Below are 17,793 nucleotides of genomic sequence, written 5' to 3'. Positions count from 1 at the left end.
GGCAGCGATCCCACCGTTTCAGCCCGGAGCCGACGATCCGTTGGAGCCGGGTTTTTCGTGACCCGCTCCCGCCTCGCACGCCCAAAAGTCCCTGCCTGGCCGGCGGATGCCTCGCCTTTGCCGTGTTTGCTGCTATCCTTGAACAAGGACCGCGCCGCCTGGCCGGCCGGTGCAAACCGACAAGAGGCCAATGACAGAGCGACCCAGCATCGGGATGGAACGCAGCCTTGCCGCGAAACTCGCCGCGAGCCGCGTCCTCACGCGCTGCGCTATGGTGGTCGAGCGCGGTTGGCCGCTGGTGCTGCCGGCCCTTCTCGTGGTGGCGGTCTTTGTCAGCGTCTCCTGGCTGGGCCTTTTTGCCCGGGTGCCCGATATGGTGCGGCTCGGCACCGTGGCCGCCTTCGGCATCGGCTTCCTGGCCGCCCTTTATCCACTGCGGTTCTTCCGCCTGCCCGGCCCGGCCGAGGTCGACCGGCGCATCGAAACCGCCAACGCCCTGCCGCACAGCCCCGTGCAGGTGCAGACCGAGAGCCTGAGCGGCGAGGAAACGGGCTTTTCCCGGGCGTTGTGGCGCGAGCACCAGAAGCGCATGGCCGCCGCGCTCGAACGCGTCGGCGGCGACATGCCGCGCACGCATGTGCCGGAGCGCGACCCATGGGGCCTTCGCGCCGTGCCGGTGCTGCTCCTGGTCGTGGCGTTCGCCTTCTCCTTCGGGTCGCTCGGCGGCCGGCTGGGCGACGGATTCCGGCCCGCCGCCGCGCGCAACACCGTGCCGCCGCGCATCGACGCCTGGGTGACGCCGCCGGCCTATACCGGCAAGCCGCCCATCTTCCTCAGCGCCGGAGCCGGCCAGGCCGCGCCTGTCGCGGTGCCGGCGGGCAGCGATTTCTCGCTCAGGATAACCGGCGGCGCCGCGGGAGCGGCCCTGTCCTATGTCGAGGCCAGCGGCAACAGCCGCACCATCGACCCCGCCGGTAGCGATCCGGCCGCCGCCAAGGGCGAAACGGCCGGCCCCGCCACAGGCGCCGACGTGCGCCAGTTCGCGGGCAAGCTGACCACGGACGGCGCCCTGGTGCTGCAGGCGCCCGATGGCGAACTCGACCGCTGGGCCTTTACCGTGATCCCTGACAAGCCGCCGCAGATTCGCTTCGTCGGCGAGCCGAAACGGGCCGTCAACGGCACGATCGAACTCACCTACGAGATCGACGACGACTATGGCGCCACCTCGGCCAAGGCGGTCTTCGCGCCGGCCGACGCGCCGGCGGCGAACGCACACCCGCTTTATGGCCCGCCCGACATGCCGCTCTCGCTGCCACGCAAGGGGGCGAGGACACAGGACGGCAAGGCGGCAAACGCCGCCCGCACGACCAAGGACCTGACCGAGCATGTCTGGGCCGGGCTGCCGGTCAAGCTGCACCTGGTCGCCACCGACGGCGCCGGGCAGTCGGCGACGAGCGAGACGCGGACGCTGGCGATGCCGGCCAGGCCCTTCAGCAATCCGCTGGCGCTCGCCGTGCTGGAGCAGCGCCGCCTGCTCGGCCTCGACGCCAACGCCAAGCCGCGCGTGCTCGACCTGATGGACGCCATCACGCTCCGGCCCGAGGACACGTTCGACAACATGGCGCATTTCCTCGCCATCGCCAGCGCCCGCACCCGGCTGAAGCTTGCCGGCAACGACGACCAGTTGCGCGGCGAGGTCGGCTACCTGTGGGAAATCGCCCTCGGCATCGAGGAAGGCGACCTGTCCGCGGCCGAGAAGCGGCTGCGCCAGGCGCAGCAGGCCTTGCAGGACGCCCTGAAGAACGGCGCCAGCGACGAGGAAATCGACCAGAAGATGAAGGAACTGCGCCAGGCGATGAACGAATTCCTGAAGGAACTCGCGCAGCGCCAGCAGAACCGCAACCCGGCCCTCGCCGACCCGAACGCCCGCGAACTGCGTTCGAGCGACCTGCAGAAGATGATGGATCAGATCGAGAATCTGGCCAAGTCGGGCGACCGCGACAAGGCGCAGGAATTGCTGTCGCAGCTCGAAAACATGATGAACAATCTGCAGGCCGGCCGCCAGCAGCCGCAGGGCGAGCAAGACAGCGAGATGCGCCAGCAGATGGACAAGCTTGGCGAGATCATGCGCCGCCAGCAGGAGATGATGAACGAGACGTTCCGCATGGATCAGGCGCAGCGCGGCGAAGGACAGCGCGAGCAGGGCGAGATGAACCCGTTCGGCGAATTCGACGATCAGGGCCAGCCCGGACAACAGCAGGGCGACCGGCAGCAGGGCGACCGGCAGCAAGGCAGGAGCGACCCGAACGGAAACGGCAAGCCGATGACGCCGGAGGAATACGCCGAGGCCCTGAAGCAGTTGCAGCAGGGACAGGGCAAGCTGCAGGACGACCTCGAAAAGCTCGGAAAGAGCCTCGAAGGCATGGGACTGGAGCCGAACAAGGGCTTCGGCGATGCCGGAAAATCCATGGGCGAGGCCGGCAAGGCGCTCGGCCAGGGCGAGGGCGACAACGCCGTCGGCCATCAGGGCAAGGCGCTGGAAGCGCTGCGCAAGGGCGCCAAGGACATGATGCAGCAATTGCAGGCCATGCAGGGCGACCAGGGCGGCGGCCGCGCCGGCCGCAACCAGCAGGGCGCCGACCGCGACCCGCTCGGCCGGCCCCGCGCCACGCAGGGTCCCGACTTCGGCGACTCGGTGAAGGTCCCCGACGAGATCGACGTGCAGCGCGCGCGCCGCATTCTTGACGCCATCCGCAAGCGGCTCGGCAACGCCCTGTCGCCCGAGATCGAGCGCGACTATCTGGAGCGCCTGCTCGAACTCAAATAAAGAGCGGCAAAGCCGGCAGGCATCCCGGGATCGGGGTGCTACAAGTCCTTGGCCAGGCGCAGCCCGTCATAGATGGCGGCATGGGTGTTGCGCGAGGCCACCGCATCGCCGATGCGGAACAGCTGGAACGCGCCGGCCGGATTGCCGAGGCTGGCCTGCGGCCGCCCCTCGATGAAGGCGGCATGGTCGAGCACACCGAGATTGCTCGATTGCGGCTTCAGCTCGAAATAGAGCTCGTCCAGCGGAACGGTGCCGTGGTTGATCACCACCTGGTCGACCTGCCGCTCCTTGCGCACCCCGCCATAATCGCTGCCGACGATCGCCACGAGGCCGTTGCCCTTCTTCTCCACCGCCTCCAGCCGATAGGTGACGGTGAAGGTGGTGTCGAGCTTTTGCAGCGCGCGCATGTAGGGGACGAGGTTCATGCCCATGACCTCGGGCGCGAAAGAGCGGTCGGGCGTCATGATCTCGACCTTGCCGCCGCCCTGCGCGATGACTTCCGCCGCCTGCAGGCCGGCATTGTCGCCCGCGTCGTCGAAGACGAGCACGTTGGTTCCGGGCTTCACGTCGCCGGAAATGATGTCCCATGAGGAAACGACGAGATCGTTGCCGGCGCTGAGCACCTCCGTATGCGGGATGCCGCCGGTGGCGACGACGACGACGTCCGGCTTTTCCGCCAGGACCAGCGCGGCGTCGGCCCAGGTGCCGTAATGGATCTTCACGCCTTTGGCCTCGCACTGCGCCACGCGCCAGTCGATGATGCCGATCATCTCGCGCCGCCGCTTGCTTTGCGCGGTGAGCCTTATCTGGCCGCCGGCATGGCTCGCCGCCTCGAACACCACCACCTCGTGGCCGCGCTCGGCGGCGACTCGCGCCGTTTCCAGCCCGGCCGGGCCGGCGCCGACGACGACGATCTTGCGCTTCTTCTGCGCCTTCGGCAGATCGTGCGGAATCTCGGTCTCGCGCCCGGTCGCCGGATTGTGGATGCAGTAGGCGGCCCCGCCCTGGTAGATGCGGTCGAGGCAGTAATTGGCGCCGACGCAGGGGCGGATGTCCTGCTCGCGCCCCTCGACGATCTTGCGCACGATATGCGGGTCGGTCATGTGGGCGCGCGTCATGCCCACCATGTCGAGCTTGCCGGAGGCGATGGCGTGGCGCGCCGTCGCCACGTCTTGGATCTTGGCGGCATGGAAGGTCGGGAAATGCGTCGCCGCGCGGATTTCGCCGGCGAAGTCCAGATGCGGCGCGCTCGCCATGCCCTGCACCGGGATGACGTCGGTCAGCGCGGCGTCGGTCTCGATATGGCCGCGAATAATGTTGAGGAAGTCGACCAGGCCCGATTCCTTGAACTTCTTCGATATTTCAAGGCCTTCGCTCTTGGTGATGCCGCCCGCCACCGTCTCGTCGGCCGTATAGCGGACGCCGACGATGAATTCCTGCCCGACCCGCTCGCGGATCGCCCGCAGCACGTCGAAGGCAAAGCGCATGCGGTTGTCGAGCGAACCGCCATAGGGGCCTTCGAGATCGTTGGTCAGCGGCGAGCAGAACTGGTCGATCAGGTGGCCGTAGGCCTCCAGTTCGATCCCGTCGAGCCCGGCCGCCTTCATGCGCTCGGCGGCATCGGCGAAATCCTTGACGATGCGCTCGATATCCCAGTCCTCGGCCCGCTTCGGGAAGGCGCGGTGCGCCGGCTCGCGTTCGAGCGAGGAGGACACCACCGGCAGCCAGTCGCCCTTGTCCCAGCGCGTGCGGCGGCCGAGATGGGTAAGCTGGATCATCACCGCCGTGCCGTAGTCGTGGCACTCGTCCACCAGCGCCTTCATCCACGGCACCACCTCGTCCTTGTAGGCGAGGATGTTGTTGAACACCGGCGGGCTGTCGCGCGAAACCGCCGCCGAGCCGGCCGTCATCGTCAGCGCGATGCCGCCCTTGGCCCGCTCGACATGGTAGGCGCGGTAGCGCTCCTTCGGCATGCCGTCGTCGGGATAGGCCGGCTCGTGCGAGGTCAGCATCAGGCGGTTGCGAAGGGTCAAATGCTTCAGCTTGTAGGGCTGCAAAAGCGGATCGGTCGACATGCTTGGCTCCCGGCTCGACGTGTGACGACAACAGAATGTACACCTATGTCATCTATATTGACTAGAGTGTTTATGTAGTAGTCATCGCTGTACAATCGCGTTGCGACGACACGGCTGCCCTGCTAGGCTGTGCCGTGATGGACCAGAAAGCAACCGACACGGGCTGGCGCGGCTCGCCCGAAGTGTGGCTGGAAACGGCCTACGAGACGCTGATCGAGGCGGGCGTCGATGCGGTGCGCATCCTGCCGCTCGCCCAAAAGCTGAAGCTTTCGCGCACCAGCTTCTACTGGTTCTTCAAGGATCGGGACGAATTGCTGGCGGCGCTGCTGGAACGCTGGCGCGCGGGCAACACCGGCGCCATCGTGCGGCAGTCGCAAGCCTATGCCGAGGGCATCGCCGAGGCCATGCTCAACGTCTTCGACTGCTGGCTGGACCGCTCGCTGTTCGATTCCGAATTCGAGTTCGCCGTCCGCAGTTGGGGCCTTCAATCCGCCGAGGTTGCGGCGCAGGTCGCTGCGGCCGACGCGGCGCGCATCGAGGCGCTGGCGGCGATGTTCCAGCGCTTCGGCTACAGCGCGCTCGAAGCCGACGTGCGGGCGCGCACCGTCTATCTCGTCCAGATCGGCTACATCTCGATGAAGGCGGCCGAGCCGCTTGCCGCGCGCATGCAGCGCATCCCCGACTATGTCGAGATATTTACCGGGCAGGCGCCGCAACCGCGCGAGATCGAGCGTTTCCATGCCCGGCATGGTTTCGCCGCATCCCTGCCCGACAATGGCGGCCCATCATGACGCCCTTTCGCACGATCGGCATCATCGGCGGCAACGGCTGGCTCGGCCGGGCGATCGGCCACGCCCTGCTCGATGCGGGGCTGATCGAGCCGTCCGGCCTGACGCTGTCCTGCCGAGCCGGCACCTCCGCCACCTTCGCCGACCGGCCGCAAGTCGCCTGGACCGCCGACAACCAGGAACTGGTGCGGCGCTCGCAGGTGGTGATCGTCTCGGTGCGGCCGGAACAGTTCCCGGCCATTTCCATCGATGCGCGCGACCGGCTGGTCATATCCGTCATGGCCGGCGTCTCGATGGAGACGCTGCTTGCCCGCACCGGATCGGACCGCGTCGTGCGCGCCCTGCCCAACGCGGCGGCGGAAATCGGCCGCTCCTACACGCCGTGGTTCTGTTCCGATGCGGTCTCCTTCGACGACAAGGCGCTGGTGCAGGCGCTGTTCGAAAGCTGCGGCGCCGCCGACGAGGTGGGCATGCAGGCCGCCATCGACTACCTGACGGCGCTCAGCGGATCGGGGCCGGCATTTCCGGCGCTGCTCGCTGAGGCCATGCTGGGCCACGCGCGCGCCCACGGCCTGCCCGAAACCATCGCCCGCCGCGCGGTGGCCGGCGTCGTCTGCGACGCCAGCCAGTTGCTGGCGAAGCCGGGCGCTTCGCCCGGCGAAACCGTGCGCACCTTCATGGAATATCGCGGCACCACCGATGCCGGCCTGCGCGCGATGCAGGACGCCGGCTTCACGAAGGCCGTCCATGCCGGGCTTTCGGCCGCCGCGGCCAAGGCCGTCTCCATGGCGGAGGCGCAAGCCGGCAAGGACAGGAAGTAGCGGCGCAACGGCCGCCGTTTCCCTTGCCAGCGCCCTACTTTTCCGCTTCGGCCGCCTCCTGCCGCAAGGTGGCGATAAACCGCTTGGTGCGCTCGCGCTGCGGGTTGCCGAAAACCTGTTCGGCCGTGCCGGTCTCGACGACGACGCCGGCATCGAGGAACACCACCTCGCGCGCGATCTTGGAGGCGAGCCGCAAATCATGCGTCGCCATCACCATGGTCGTTCCCTCGCTCGCCAGCTTGCCGAGCACGTCCACCACTTCCTGCGCCAGTTCGGGATCGAGCGCCGAGGTCGGCTCGTCGCACAGGAGCACCTTGGGCGATGGCGCGAGCGCCCGCGCGATCGCCACCCGCTGCTGCTGGCCGCCCGACAGGGTCGCCGGCCAGGCGTCGGCCTTGTGCGCCATGCCGACCTTTTCGAGCAGCGACATCGCCCGCTCGCGCGCCCTGGCCTGCGGCCATTTCAGCACCACGGTCAGGCTTTCCATCACGTTCTCGACGGCGGTGCGGTGCGGGAAAAGCTGGAAATTCTGGAACACCATGCCGGTCTGCCGGCGCAGCCGCTGGATATCCCGTGTCGCCACCTTGTGGCCCGGCCCGAACGCCAGCGTATCCTCGCCGATGCGCACCGTGCCCGAGGTCGGCAGCTCGAGCAGGTTGATGCAGCGCAGCAGCGTGCTCTTGCCGCCGCCGGAAGGCCCGACCAGCGCCGTGACGCTGCCCTCGGCAATGGCGACGCTGACGCCCTTGAGGACGAGATTGTCGCCGAACCGCTTTTCGATGTCGCCAAGGCCGATCATGCGCGCGCCTCCAGGAAGCCGCCGTAGCGGTCGAGCCGGGTCTCCAGCCTCGCCTGCAAGGCCGACAGCACCGAACTCATGGCCAGATAGAGCAGCGCCGCCTCGACATAAAGGATCAGCGGCTCATAGGTGACAGCGACGATGCGCTGCGCCGCCTGGAACATCTCCGGCACGGTGATGGCGGCGGCAAGCGAGGTGTCCTTGACCAGCGAAATGAAGGTGTTGGAAAGTGGCGGCACCGCCACGCGCCCCGCCTGCGGCAGGATGGTGCGGCGCATGGCCTGGCTCCAGGTCATGCCGATCGAATAGGCCGCTTCCCACTGGCCTTTCGGCACCGACCCGATGGCGGCGCGCACGATCTCCGACGAATAGGCGCCGATGTTGAGGGTAAAGCCGATCAGCGCCGCCGTGAAGGAATCGAGCAGGATGCCGGCCGAGGGCAGGCCGTAGAAGATCAGGAAAAGCTGCACCAGGAGCGGCGTGCCGCGAAAGATCCAGACATAGAAGCGCACGAGCGCCACCAGCGGCTTCGGGCCGAACAGCCGGATCAACGCCACCGCCAGCCCCACGGTCAGGCCGAAGGCGAAGGAGAGCAGCGTGAGCGGCGCGGTGAACGCGGCTGCGGCCCACAACAGCGGGCCGAGCGAATCCAGCATCAATTGCAGCCAGTGGGGCACGGGCAACGTCTCCTTACTCAGGCACCCATGGCGAGTGCGACACCATCGGTGAAAAACAGGCAGGCCATATCACGTGAAAAACGGCGAGCCGTCAAAGACGGCCCGCCGCGGGATGCCGGAAAGCCGGGCGGCTCGCGCCCGGCTTCGGCTTACTTCGAAACGTCCTCGCCGAAATATTTGTCGGCGATCTTCTGGTAGGTGCCGTCGGCCTTGATGTCGGCCAGCGCCTTGTTGATCGCCTCGACCAGCTCCGGATCGCCCTTGCGGACGATGACGCCGGAATAGTCGGCGTTCTCTTCCTGCGCGGCGATCTTCACGTCGGCATCGGGCTTGTGCTTCTTGAAGTCGAGGAAGGACAGGCTGTCGTTGATGGTGGCGTCGGCGCGGCCGGTGAGCAGAAGCTGGATCGACTGGTCGAAGCCGTCGGTGCCGACGAGCTCGGCGCCGTTCTTCTCGGCCAGCTTGCCGAAGTTCGACGTCAGCGATTGCGCCGACTTCTTGCCCTTGAGGTCGGCAAACGTCTTGATGGCGTCGTTGTCGCCCTTGACGATCAGCACCGCCTTGGAGGCGATGTAGGGATCGGAGAAGGCGTACTTCGCCTTGCGCTCCTCGGTGATGCCGACCTGGTTGATGACGGCGTCGTAGCGCTTGACGTCGAGGCCGGCGATCAGCCCGTCCCACTTGCCTTCGAGGAACTCCGGCTTGACGCCGAGCTTGGCGGCGATGGCCTCACCGATCTCGACGTCGAAGCCGACCAGCTTGTTGTTCTCGTCGTGGTAGGTGAAGGGCGCGTAGGTGCCCTCGGTGCCGATCTTGAAGACGCCGTCGGCCTTGATCTGGTCGAGGTTCGCGCCGGCGAGGGTTGCGGTAACCGCCAGCGCCTGCACGGCCGTGGCGACGATGAGCGATTTAAGCCATTTCATGTTCTGGAATCCTGAATTTGCGCCGGCGACAGACCGGCGCTTGCGATGGCGGAATCTGGCAGAGGTATCTGCCGGTTATAAGGAACGAAATTCCATTATACCACATTTCATGGAAATTTCTTCCGACTCCCAAGCCATCGGCAACGAAAAATTCCAAACCCCTGCTTGGCCTCCTCATACTCTGGAACCGTTTCTCGCCGCCGCACGTTACAGGCCCTTGAGTGGGCCGCCTTCCGCGTCAGGAGGGCCCAGCGCTCGGTGAGGACAAGCTGAATGTGGAGCGGGAGCGCCAGAATGATGCAGGACGAATCGGGCCGCACCTTCATTCGCGCCGCGATGAAGGCCCCCTATCTGGAACGTGACGAGGAACACCGGCTGGCCGTGCGCTGGAAGCAGGACAACGACCAGCACGCGCTGCACCGCATGGCGGTCTCGCACATGCGCCTGGTCATTTCCATGGCCGTGAAGTACCGGCATTTCGGCCTGCCCACCAGCGACCTGATCCAGGAAGGCCATGTCGGACTGCTGGAGGCAGCCGCCCGCTTCGATCCGGATCGCGACGTGCGTTTTTCAACCTATGCGACATGGTGGATCCGCGCCTCCATGCAGGACTACATCCTGCGCAACTGGTCGATCGTGCGCGGCGGCACCAGTTCGGCGCAGAAGGCCCTGTTCTTCAACCTTCGCCGCCTGCGCGCCCGGCTCGCCACGGGGTCGGAGACGCTGACCAAGGAGATGCTGTACCATCAGGTATCGATGGCGCTGGGCGTTTCCGAGGCAGACGTGGCGATGATGGATTCGCGGCTTTCGGCCCCCGACAGCTCGCTCAATGCCCCGCTTGCCGACGATTCCGGCTCGGCCGAGCGGATGGACTTCCTGATTTCGGAGGAGCCGCTGCCCGACGAGGTGGTCGGCGACACCATCGACGTCGAGCGCCGCGCCGTCTGGCTGAAGGCGGCGCTCAGCGCGCTCAATGCCCGCGAACTCACCATCATCGAGGAGCGCCGGCTGAGCGACGACGGCGCGACGCTGGAGGCGCTGGGCGAGAAGCTCGGCATCTCCAAGGAGAGGGTGCGCCAGATCGAGGTGCGCGCCATGGAAAAGCTGAAGACGGCGCTGGTCGAGCAGAACCCGGAATTTCTCGCCGCCTGAACGGCACCCGCTATTTGTCGGTAACGATCTTGACCTTGTCGCCAGCCGAGACGCTGGCGCCGGGCGACATCGCGTTCAGCACCAGGAACAGGTCGAGCTTGCGGTCGACGCCGGTCATCATCGCCGACAGCGAACCGACGGTCTGCCCCGGCTGCACGGTGACGACGCGGATATGCAGCGGCTTCAACGCCGCCTTCTCGGCAGCGCTGAGGACGTGGAAGGAGCCGCTCACCGCCCTCGCCACCGCGTCGAGCGAGGTGCTGGCGATGGGGGCCGCCGTCAGCAGCCGGTAGACCTGGCCATTGGCGCGGATCACCACGATGTCGAACTGCCAGCCGTCGGCGCGCGCCTTGGCGATCGCCGCCTCGTTGCCGTCGATGCTCGTCTCCTGAACGCTGGCATCGTCGAGCCCGGCCACCCAGCCGCTGCGGATATAGTCCGGCAGCGACCGGTTCTTGTCGATCGACACGCCGTCGAAACGCACGGCCATGTCGCCCGGCCCGGTCGCCGTCACCGCCGCGGCGGAGTTGTCGATCATGAACCCGTCCGGCACCGAGAACGAAATGCCGAGCTTGGGGTGCTGGAAGGTGTTGCCGCGCACATAGCCTTCGTCCGGCGTGTCGCCGTAGAGCAGGCCGTCTATGCCCGCCAGGAAGGAATCGCGGTCGACGGTGCCGACGCCCGGCGGGCCGAACTCGCGGGCAAGGCGCTGCGCCAGTTCGATGCGCTGCGGCGTATTGGGATGGGTGGCGAGAAAGTCGAGGCTGGCATCGGTCGCGCCGCTGATCGAGCGGAAATCGGTATAGGCCGACATCGACTGCAGGAAGCGCGCGGCGGCGTAGGGATCATAGCCGGCCTCGCCCACCGACTTGATGCCGATGGCGTCCGCCGCCAGTTCCTGGTTGCGCGAGAACTGCGCCATGCGAAGCTTGCCGCGAATGAGCGCCGCCTTGGCGGTCGGGCTGTCGCCGAGCACGTCCGACACCACCTTGGTCGCCAGCACTTCCTCGGCTTCCTTCTGCTGCCGCTGCAGGCCGTGATTGGCGGTGACGTGGCCCATCTCATGCGCGATGACGGCCGCCAGTTCGGCGGAATCGTTGGCGAGCGCCAGAAGGCCGCGCGTCACGTAGAGATAGCCGCCGGGCAGCGCGAAGGCGTTGACGTTGGGCGAATTCAGGATGGTGATGCGGTAGCTCTGGGTCGGGTTGGCCGACACCGTGGTCAGGCTGCCGACCACCTTGGCCACCATGCGCTCGAGCTTGGGATCGGAATATTCGCCGCCATAGGTGGCGAGGATGCGCGGGTGCTGCGCCTTGGCCAGTTCGGCAAGCTTGTTGTTGGCAGTGACGGTGTCGACCGTGACCGGCCGGTTCGAAGGCTGGAAGGCCGATGCCTGGATGTCGGGCGACGCAAGCTGGCACCCTGCCAGCACCACGGCAAGGCCGGCCGACGCGAGCAGGCGCAACGGCGAAACCAACTTCCGACTATGGGAACCGGTCGACAGAGCGGTTTCCTCTTCTCAACAGGGTTCGCGATCCATTCCCGACCGGCTCATCGTTGCGCAATTCCTTGCCCCTGTCGCAAGGCTTTGGCAGCAAGAATCGGCGGACCGGCCGGAACTAGCCACACTCCACCCGGCATGGCAAGCAAACGCCACAAGGTCCGGATCGGTCATGATCGTAAATTATGTCCGCTTGCGGGCAACATCCCGTGATCGCCCGCTTGCCGCTTCGGACCCGATATAGCGCTGAAACGCCTCGGGACCAGCCCCGCCGAAAAATGTTTCCGCTTGGCCGGTGGCGGCGACCTTTCCATCCTCCAGGAATACCACCGCTTCGGCGATGCGCCGCGCGTCCTCCGGCTGGTGGGTGACGAACAGCACCGTCATCGCCCGTTCCGCCTGCAGGCCGGCGACGAGATCGAGCATATCCTGCCTGAGCGCCGGGCCGAGCGAGGCGAACGGCTCGTCGAGAAGCAGCACCGGGCGTTCGCGCACCAGCACCCGCGCCAGCGCGACCCGCTGGCGCTCGCCGCCGGAAAGCTCGCGCGGCAGGCGCTTCTGCTTGCCGGCAAGGCCGGTGCGCGCCAGCGCCTCCTCCACCGCCGCCCGCTCCGCTGCCGTCAGTTTCAGCGAAGGCGAGCGGCCAAGGCCGACATTGTCTTCCACGCTCAGATGCGCGAACAGATTGTTTTCCTGGAACACCATCGACACCGGCCGCCGCGAAGGCGGATCGGTCGTCACATCCCGGCCGCCGATCAGCACCCTTCCCGCCTGCGGCGTCTCGAAACCGGCGACGAGATTGAGCAGGGTCGATTTTCCCGACCCGCTCGGCCCCATGATCGCCGTGACCCTGCCGGCCGCAAACGCGACGTCGAAGTCAAGCGGCGCCGCGCCATAGCTGAACGCAGCCCGATCCAGTTCAACGGCAGCGCCTGCGCTCATGACGGCGTTTCCTTCCCCAGCCGGCCGGCGGCCAGCATCAAAAGCAGGCAGACGAGGCCCAGCCACAAGGCGAGCCCTGCCGCGTCCTCGGTCCGGTAGCTGCCCATGCGGGCCAGCAACAGATAGGGCAGCGTCTGCACACTGTCGCTGCCGAAAAGGGCGATGACGCCGAGATCGCCCAGCGACAGCGCCATGGCGAAGGCGAAGGCGGTGGCGAGCGGCCGGCGCAACACCGGCCAGTCGATGCGCCGCAGGCGGTTCCAGCCGGCAATGCCGAGCAGGGCGCTCAGTTTCTCGTGGCGCTCGCTCGCCGCGTCATAGGCGGGGCGGATGGCGCGCACGGCAAACGGCATCGCCATCACCGCATTGACGGTGACGACCATGACAGGCGCAATGGCGAAGACGTCGGCATGGCTGCGCAAAAGCAGGAACCAGCCGGCGCCGATAACGATGGGCGGCACCACCAGCACGAAACCCGCGCCGCTGTCGGTCGCCTGCTGGAGCAGCCGGCCGGCCCTGCCCCGGCGCCGCAGCGCCAGCGCCCGGCGCGCCATCACCAGCGCCAGCGACAGGATGGCGGACAGCGACGCCGAGATGAGGGCAAGCACGATGCTGGTCACCGTCGCCTGCCGCACGGCGCTTTCTCCCGCAAGCCGGGAAAGATCGGCATGGAGGCCCGCCATCACCGTCGCCGCCATCGGCCCGGCGACGAACAGCAGCGAAAGCAGGATCAGGCCGGCGTCGAAGACCTTTTCCGGCCGGCTCGGGGACAGGAAGCGGCGCGGGGCCACCGGCAGGTTCGCATCGCCCGTGGTGTTGGCGCCAAGCCGGGTCAAAGCCAGCACCACGATGAACGTAAGGACCACCTGAAGGACGGTAAGGACGACCGCGCGGGCCGGGTCGAAGTCGAAGCGCAGCGCCTGGTAGATGGCGACCTCCAGCGTGGTCGCGCGCGGGCCGCCGCCCAGCGTCAGGACGATGGTGAACGAGGTCAGGCACAGCATGAACACGAGCCCGGCGACACCGGGCAGCGCCTGCCGCAACGCCGGCCATTCGATCAGCCGGAAGGCGGAACGGGATCCCATGCCGAGTTGGCTCGCCAGCCGCCACTGGTCGGCAGGCACCGTCTGCAAGGCCTCCAGGAACAGCCTTGCCGCCAGCGGCAGGTTGAAGAAGACATGCGCGACGAGGATACCGGAAATGCCGTAGATACCCGGCCATTCCCGGCCGCCGAGCGCGGAGAAGATACCGGCGAAATAGCCGGCGCGGCCGTAGAGCGAAAGCACGGCCAGCGCCACGACGATCGCCGGCAACGCCAAGGGCACCGCGAACAGTTGCAGGATGAGGCCGCGGCCTGGAAAACGCGGATTGCGCGACAATGCCCGCGCCACCAGCAGCGCCGGCAGCACCGACAGCAGCGTCGACAGCGCCGCCTGCCATAAGGTGAAGCGCACGACGCGCAGCAGATAGGGATCGAAGGCCGCGGCCGCGCCGGAGACATCGCCCGCGCCCTCGGCCGCCAGCCCGCCCAGCGCCCCGCCGATGAGCACGGTGATGAAGGCAAGGGCCAGCACGCCGGCCGCGATGCGGGGGTCGACAAGCGCCTTTCGCATTCAACACCCCCCTGCCGGGTGGCCGGATGCCGGCGGCGATGCTTCTGCCAGTCCGGCTGCGTTACCCCCACCCCTAACCCCTCCCCACACGGGGGAGGGGGAAACGGCGAAGGCCCCGCTCAGACGGCCGGTGAATGCATGACGCGAATGGCTCCAAAGTCCCCCTCCCCCTTGTGGGGAGGGGTTAGGGGTGGGGGTAGCACCGTATCCGATTGTCTCCCCCTCAGGAGGCTTTGCCGCCCGCACTATTGCCGGCCCTACTTGCTCATCACGCCGAGCCATTCGTCCACCCAGGCCTTGCGGTTGGCGGCGACTTCCTCGGGCGACAGCAGCAGATCCTTGGCCGGCTTCACCAGCTTGTCGAAGACCGGGTCGAGCGGCTTGTCCATCTTGCCGGCCGGATACATCCAGTTGGTTTCGGGGATGGCGTCCTGGAAGCCCGGTCCGGTCATGAACTGGATGAATTTTTCCGACAGCGGATTCTTCGCGCCGGTTGTGGTGATACCGGCAACCTCGATCTGGAGATAGTGGCCCTCGGCGAAGGAAGCGGCCTGGTAGCGATCGGTCTTTTCCGCGATCATGTGATAGGCGGGCGAGGTGGTATAGGACAGCACCATCGGCGCCTCGCCCTTGGTGAACAGGCCGTAGGCCTCGCTCCAGCCCGGCGTCACCGTCAGCACGCGGCCCTTGAGCTTGGCCCAGGCGTCCGCCGCCTTGTCGCCATAGACCGCCTTCACCCACAACAGAAGGCCGAGCCCCGGGGTCGAGGTGCGCGGGTCCTGGATGGCGATCTGTTGCGAGGGATCACCCTCGACCAGCTCCTTCAGGCTCTTCGGCGGGTCCTTGAGCGCCTGCGTATCGTAGACGACGGCGAAATAGCCGTAGTCGTAGGGAACGAAGGTGTCGTCGCTCCAGCCGCCCGGCACGCTGACGCCGGACACGGGGCCATGCGGCGCAAACAGGCCGGTCGCCTTGGCCTCGACGGTCAGGTTGGTGTCGAGGCCGAGCACCACGTCGGCCTTGGTCGAAGCCCCTTCCAGCTTGACGCGGTTGAGCAGCGCCACGCCGTCGGCGACCGAGACGAAGTCCACTTCGCAGCCGCATTGGGCTTCGAAATTCGTCTTCACCTGCGGGCCGGGCCCCCACTCGGCGGTGAAGCTGTCATAGGTGTAGACGGTGAGCTTTTCCTTGGCCACGGCGGGCGCGGCCAACACGGTCATGACGGATAAAAGCGAAACCAGCATCGTGCGCATCGGCGCCTCCTTCTCATGCGTTGAAAGGAATCGAGGCGTCGGCTTGCCGAAGCATCTAATCCCTCCGCCGGTACAAACCGGATCAGGTTCAGCGGGTTGGCAGGGCTTGCCTCTCAGCCGGTCCGCAAAAGCGTCCGGCACCCCGTTAGAGCACCACAAGACATAGGGCCGCGCGCCGGGATAAGCAAGCCTCGCATCGCCGGCCTTCCGTTTCCGGCAAGGCCCTGCTATGGCGCTGGCCCGATGACAAGCTTCACCATCCTTCTCGGCGGCGACCTTGTGCGCACGCCGCTCCTCGAACGGCAGGTGGCCGGCACCCGCGTCATCGCCGCCGATGCCGGCATGGCCCACGCCGCAACGCTGGGCCTGGTACCGGAACTGTGGGTCGGCGACTTCGATTCCGTGCCGGCGCATCTGCCCCCGGCGCTGGCCGCCGTTCCCCGCCAGACCTTCCCGGCCGAGAAGGACAAGACCGACGGCGAACTGGCGATCGGGACGGCGCTGGAGCGCGGCGCCACCGCACTGGTGCTGGCAGGCGCCTTCGGCGGCGCCCGCGCCGACCACGCCTTCCTACACCTGGCGCTTGCGCTGCGCCTGGCCGAAGCCGGAACCGAAATCGTGCTGAGCAGCGGCGCGCAGGAAGGCATCCCGCTGCTGCCGGGCAAGCCGCGCGCCTTCGACTATGCCGACGGCACGCTGTTTTCGATCCTCGGCTTTTCCGACCTTTCCGGCCTCAGCGTCGAAGGCGCGAAATGGCCGCTGGACGAGGTCGAAATTGCCTTCGGCTCGTCGCTGACGCTCTCCAACGAGGTCAAAGGCGGCCTGCGCGTCACGCTCGGCGGCGGCCGCGCCATGCTGGTCGCCCACCCACACCCGCAGTCGGAGGGCTGACCATGGCACCGCCCCTGCTCAATCTCGACGGCATAAGGCTGACCTTCGGCGGCACGCCGCTGCTCGACGGCGCCGCCCTGTCGGCCTCGGCCGGCGACAAGATCGCGCTGGTCGGGCGCAACGGCTCCGGCAAGTCGACGCTGCTGAAGATCGCTGCCGGCCTCGTCGAGCCGCAGGACGGCGAGATCTTCCGCCAGCCCTCGGCGACCATCCGCTACCTGCCGCAGGCGCCCGACATGGAGGGTTTCGCGACCGTGCGCGCCTATGTCGAGGCAGGTCTCGGCCCCGCCGACGACCCGCATCGCGCCACCTATCTGATGGAGCATCTGGGGCTCACCGGCGAGGAACGGCCCGCCGATGTTTCCGGCGGCGAGGCGCGGCGCGCGGCGCTCGCCCGCGTCATGGCGCCGGAGCCGGACATCCTGCTTCTCGACGAGCCCACCAACCATCTCGACCTGCAAGTGATCGAATGGCTGGAAGAGGAATTGGCGCGCACCGCCTCGGCGCTGGTGCTGATTTCGCACGACCGCCGTTTCCTCGAACGCGTGTCACGCGCCACCCTGTGGCTCGACCGAGGCCAGACCCGGCGGCTGGACAAGGGCTTTGCCCATTTCGAGGCGTGGCGCGACCAGATCCTGGAGGAAGAGGAGCGCGAGCAGCACAAGCTCGGCCGCCAGATAGTGCGCGAGGAGCACTGGCTGCGCTACGGCGTGACGGCGCGGCGCAAGCGCAACATGCGCCGGCTCGGCGAATTGCAGGAGATGCGCCAGCGCCACCGCAGCCATCGCGGCGTGGAGGGCAGCGCCACCATGGTCGCCAGCGACGCCGCCGAATCCGGCAAGCTGGTGATCGAGGCCAAGGCGATCGGCAAAAGTTTCGGCGACTTCGAGGTCGTGAAGAATTTTTCGACCCGCATCCAGCGCGGCGACCGCGTCGGCCTGGTCGGCCCGAACGGCGCGGGCAAGACCACGCTTCTGAAGATGCTGACCGGCGGACTTGAGCCCGACACCGGCCGCGTGCGGCTCGGCGTCAATCTGGAGATCGCCACGCTCGACCAGAAGCGCGAGGCGGTCGATCCGGCCGAGACGCTGTCGCACTACCTCACCGACGGGCGCGGCGAAAACCTCGTCATCAACGGCGAGCAGCGCCACGTCGTGTCCTACATGAAGGACTTCCTGTTCAAGCCGGAACAGGCGCGCACGCCGGTGCGGGAGCTGTCGGGCGGCGAACGGGCGCGGCTGATCCTGGCGCGGGTGCTGGCGCGGCCAGCCAACCTGCTGGTGCTGGACGAGCCGACCAACGACCTCGACATGGAAACGCTCGAACTGTTGCAGGAACTGGTGGCGGGCTTTGCCGGCACCGTGCTTCTGGTCAGCCACGACCGCGACTTCCTCGACCGCACCGTGACCAGCATCATCGCCCCGGACGGCGACGGCAACTGGACCGAATATGCCGGCGGCTATTCCGACATGCTGGCGCAGCGCGGCGGCGCGCGGCTGGACGACCGCAAGGCGCGAAAGGACCAGGCGGG

General features: G+C 67.4%; 14 protein-coding genes and 1 riboswitch. Of the genes, 6 read left to right on the top strand and 8 right to left on the bottom strand.

Annotated features, from left to right (window positions below; all coding sequences use genetic code 11):
* The first annotated feature begins 190 nt into the window (after positions 1 to 190).
* Positions 191 to 2,827, top strand: coding sequence for a TIGR02302 family protein (locus ACFOHJ_RS12750; protein WP_378220933.1), 2,637 nt, complete (start codon positions 191 to 193; stop codon positions 2,825 to 2,827).
* A 38-nt stretch (positions 2,828 to 2,865) separates the two neighbouring features.
* On the opposite strand, the gene ACFOHJ_RS12745 is transcribed toward ACFOHJ_RS12750, so the two are convergent.
* Entirely contained in the window at positions 2,866 to 4,902 is a 2,037-nt protein-coding gene (locus ACFOHJ_RS12745) for an oxidoreductase (protein ID WP_378220931.1), read from the bottom strand.
* Between the two features lie 137 nt (positions 4,903 to 5,039).
* On the opposite strand from ACFOHJ_RS12745, the gene ACFOHJ_RS12740 reads away from it, so the two are divergent.
* Both ACFOHJ_RS12740 and ACFOHJ_RS12735 read left to right on the top strand, forming a co-directional pair.
* A complete protein-coding gene (locus ACFOHJ_RS12740) occupies positions 5,040 to 5,693 on the top strand; it encodes a TetR/AcrR family transcriptional regulator (RefSeq protein ID WP_378220929.1) in 654 nt (217 codons plus the stop codon).
* Entirely contained in the window at positions 5,690 to 6,511 is an 822-nt protein-coding gene (locus ACFOHJ_RS12735) for a pyrroline-5-carboxylate reductase family protein (protein WP_378220927.1), read from the top strand. The genes ACFOHJ_RS12740 and ACFOHJ_RS12735 overlap by 4 nt, the downstream gene beginning before the upstream one ends.
* Positions 6,512 to 6,545: 34 nt before the next feature.
* On the opposite strand, the gene ACFOHJ_RS12730 is transcribed toward ACFOHJ_RS12735, so the two are convergent.
* From ACFOHJ_RS12730 to ACFOHJ_RS12720, 3 genes are all read right to left on the bottom strand, one after another.
* The gene (locus ACFOHJ_RS12730; protein WP_378220925.1) at positions 6,546 to 7,310 is read right to left on the bottom strand and encodes an amino acid ABC transporter ATP-binding protein; all 765 of its coding nucleotides are present in this window, start codon (positions 7,308 to 7,310) and stop codon (positions 6,546 to 6,548) included.
* Positions 7,307 to 7,987 (bottom strand): amino acid ABC transporter permease, encoded by a 681-nt coding sequence (locus tag ACFOHJ_RS12725; RefSeq protein WP_378220924.1) that lies wholly within the window; start codon positions 7,985 to 7,987, stop codon positions 7,307 to 7,309. The genes ACFOHJ_RS12730 and ACFOHJ_RS12725 overlap by 4 nt, the downstream gene beginning before the upstream one ends.
* A 149-nt stretch (positions 7,988 to 8,136) precedes the next feature.
* Positions 8,137 to 8,910: an amino acid ABC transporter substrate-binding protein gene (locus ACFOHJ_RS12720; protein ID WP_378220923.1), complete on the bottom strand. Its 774-nt coding sequence runs from the start codon at positions 8,908 to 8,910 to the stop codon at positions 8,137 to 8,139.
* Positions 8,911 to 9,204: 294 nt separating this feature from the next.
* Between ACFOHJ_RS12720 and ACFOHJ_RS12715 the strand changes: the two genes are divergently transcribed.
* Positions 9,205 to 10,062, top strand: coding sequence for an RNA polymerase factor sigma-32 (locus ACFOHJ_RS12715; protein ID WP_378220922.1), 858 nt, complete (start codon positions 9,205 to 9,207; stop codon positions 10,060 to 10,062).
* A 10-nt stretch (positions 10,063 to 10,072) separates the two neighbouring features.
* On the opposite strand, the gene ACFOHJ_RS12710 is transcribed toward ACFOHJ_RS12715, so the two are convergent.
* The 4 genes from ACFOHJ_RS12710 to thiB all read right to left on the bottom strand — a co-directional run bounded on the left by ACFOHJ_RS12710 (position 10,073) and on the right by thiB (position 15,371).
* Complete coding sequence (locus tag ACFOHJ_RS12710; protein ID WP_378220921.1) at positions 10,073 to 11,527, bottom strand: M48 family metalloprotease; 1,455 nt, start codon at positions 11,525 to 11,527, stop codon at positions 10,073 to 10,075.
* A gap of 219 nt (positions 11,528 to 11,746) precedes the next feature.
* Entirely contained in the window at positions 11,747 to 12,505 is a 759-nt protein-coding gene (gene thiQ / locus ACFOHJ_RS12705; protein ID WP_378220920.1) for a thiamine ABC transporter ATP-binding protein, read from the bottom strand.
* Complete coding sequence (thiP, locus tag ACFOHJ_RS12700; protein WP_378220919.1) at positions 12,502 to 14,118, bottom strand: thiamine/thiamine pyrophosphate ABC transporter permease; 1,617 nt, start codon at positions 14,116 to 14,118, stop codon at positions 12,502 to 12,504. The genes thiQ and thiP overlap by 4 nt, the downstream gene beginning before the upstream one ends.
* Positions 14,119 to 14,375: 257 nt before the next feature.
* Complete coding sequence (thiB, locus tag ACFOHJ_RS12695) at positions 14,376 to 15,371, bottom strand: thiamine ABC transporter substrate binding subunit (RefSeq protein ID WP_378220918.1); 996 nt, start codon at positions 15,369 to 15,371, stop codon at positions 14,376 to 14,378.
* Positions 15,372 to 15,413: 42 nt separating this feature from the next.
* Positions 15,414 to 15,526, bottom strand: a riboswitch (TPP riboswitch).
* 88 nt (positions 15,527 to 15,614) lie between these two features.
* Between thiB and ACFOHJ_RS12690 the strand changes: the two genes are divergently transcribed.
* Positions 15,615 to 16,262: a thiamine diphosphokinase gene (locus ACFOHJ_RS12690; RefSeq protein ID WP_378220917.1), complete on the top strand. Its 648-nt coding sequence runs from the start codon at positions 15,615 to 15,617 to the stop codon at positions 16,260 to 16,262.
* A gap of 2 nt (positions 16,263 to 16,264) precedes the next feature.
* Positions 16,265 to 17,793 (top strand): ABC-F family ATP-binding cassette domain-containing protein (locus ACFOHJ_RS12685; protein ID WP_378221565.1); only part of this gene is annotated, 1,529 nt, incomplete at its 3' end.

Origin of the sequence: Aquamicrobium soli, assembly GCF_042646345.1 — a bacterium.
GTDB classification, from domain to species: Bacteria; Pseudomonadota; Alphaproteobacteria; order Rhizobiales; family Rhizobiaceae; genus Mesorhizobium; species Mesorhizobium soli_A.
Note: the sequence above shows the minus strand (reverse complement) of the source record. Positions and strands in the feature narration are given on the sequence as shown.

Excerpts from the sequence above, each read along its gene's own strand:
- ACFOHJ_RS12750 (WP_378220933.1), top strand. The coding sequence starts at position 191 with ATGACAGAGCGACCCAGCATCGGGATGGAACGCAGCCTTGCCGCGAAA.
- thiQ (WP_378220920.1), bottom strand. The coding sequence starts at position 12,505 with ATGAGCGCAGGCGCTGCCGTTGAACTGGATCGGGCTGCGTTCAGCTAT.
- ACFOHJ_RS12740 (WP_378220929.1), top strand. The coding sequence starts at position 5,040 with ATGGACCAGAAAGCAACCGACACGGGCTGGCGCGGCTCGCCCGAAGTG.
- ACFOHJ_RS12690 (WP_378220917.1), top strand. The coding sequence starts at position 15,615 with ATGACAAGCTTCACCATCCTTCTCGGCGGCGACCTTGTGCGCACGCCG.
- ACFOHJ_RS12745 (WP_378220931.1), bottom strand. The coding sequence starts at position 4,902 with ATGTCGACCGATCCGCTTTTGCAGCCCTACAAGCTGAAGCATTTGACC.
- ACFOHJ_RS12735 (WP_378220927.1), top strand. The coding sequence starts at position 5,690 with ATGACGCCCTTTCGCACGATCGGCATCATCGGCGGCAACGGCTGGCTC.
- thiB (WP_378220918.1), bottom strand. The coding sequence starts at position 15,371 with ATGCGCACGATGCTGGTTTCGCTTTTATCCGTCATGACCGTGTTGGCC.
- ACFOHJ_RS12730 (WP_378220925.1), bottom strand. The coding sequence starts at position 7,310 with ATGATCGGCCTTGGCGACATCGAAAAGCGGTTCGGCGACAATCTCGTC.
- ACFOHJ_RS12715 (WP_378220922.1), top strand. The coding sequence starts at position 9,205 with ATGATGCAGGACGAATCGGGCCGCACCTTCATTCGCGCCGCGATGAAG.
- thiP (WP_378220919.1), bottom strand. The coding sequence starts at position 14,118 with ATGCGAAAGGCGCTTGTCGACCCCCGCATCGCGGCCGGCGTGCTGGCC.
- ACFOHJ_RS12720 (WP_378220923.1), bottom strand. The coding sequence starts at position 8,910 with ATGAAATGGCTTAAATCGCTCATCGTCGCCACGGCCGTGCAGGCGCTG.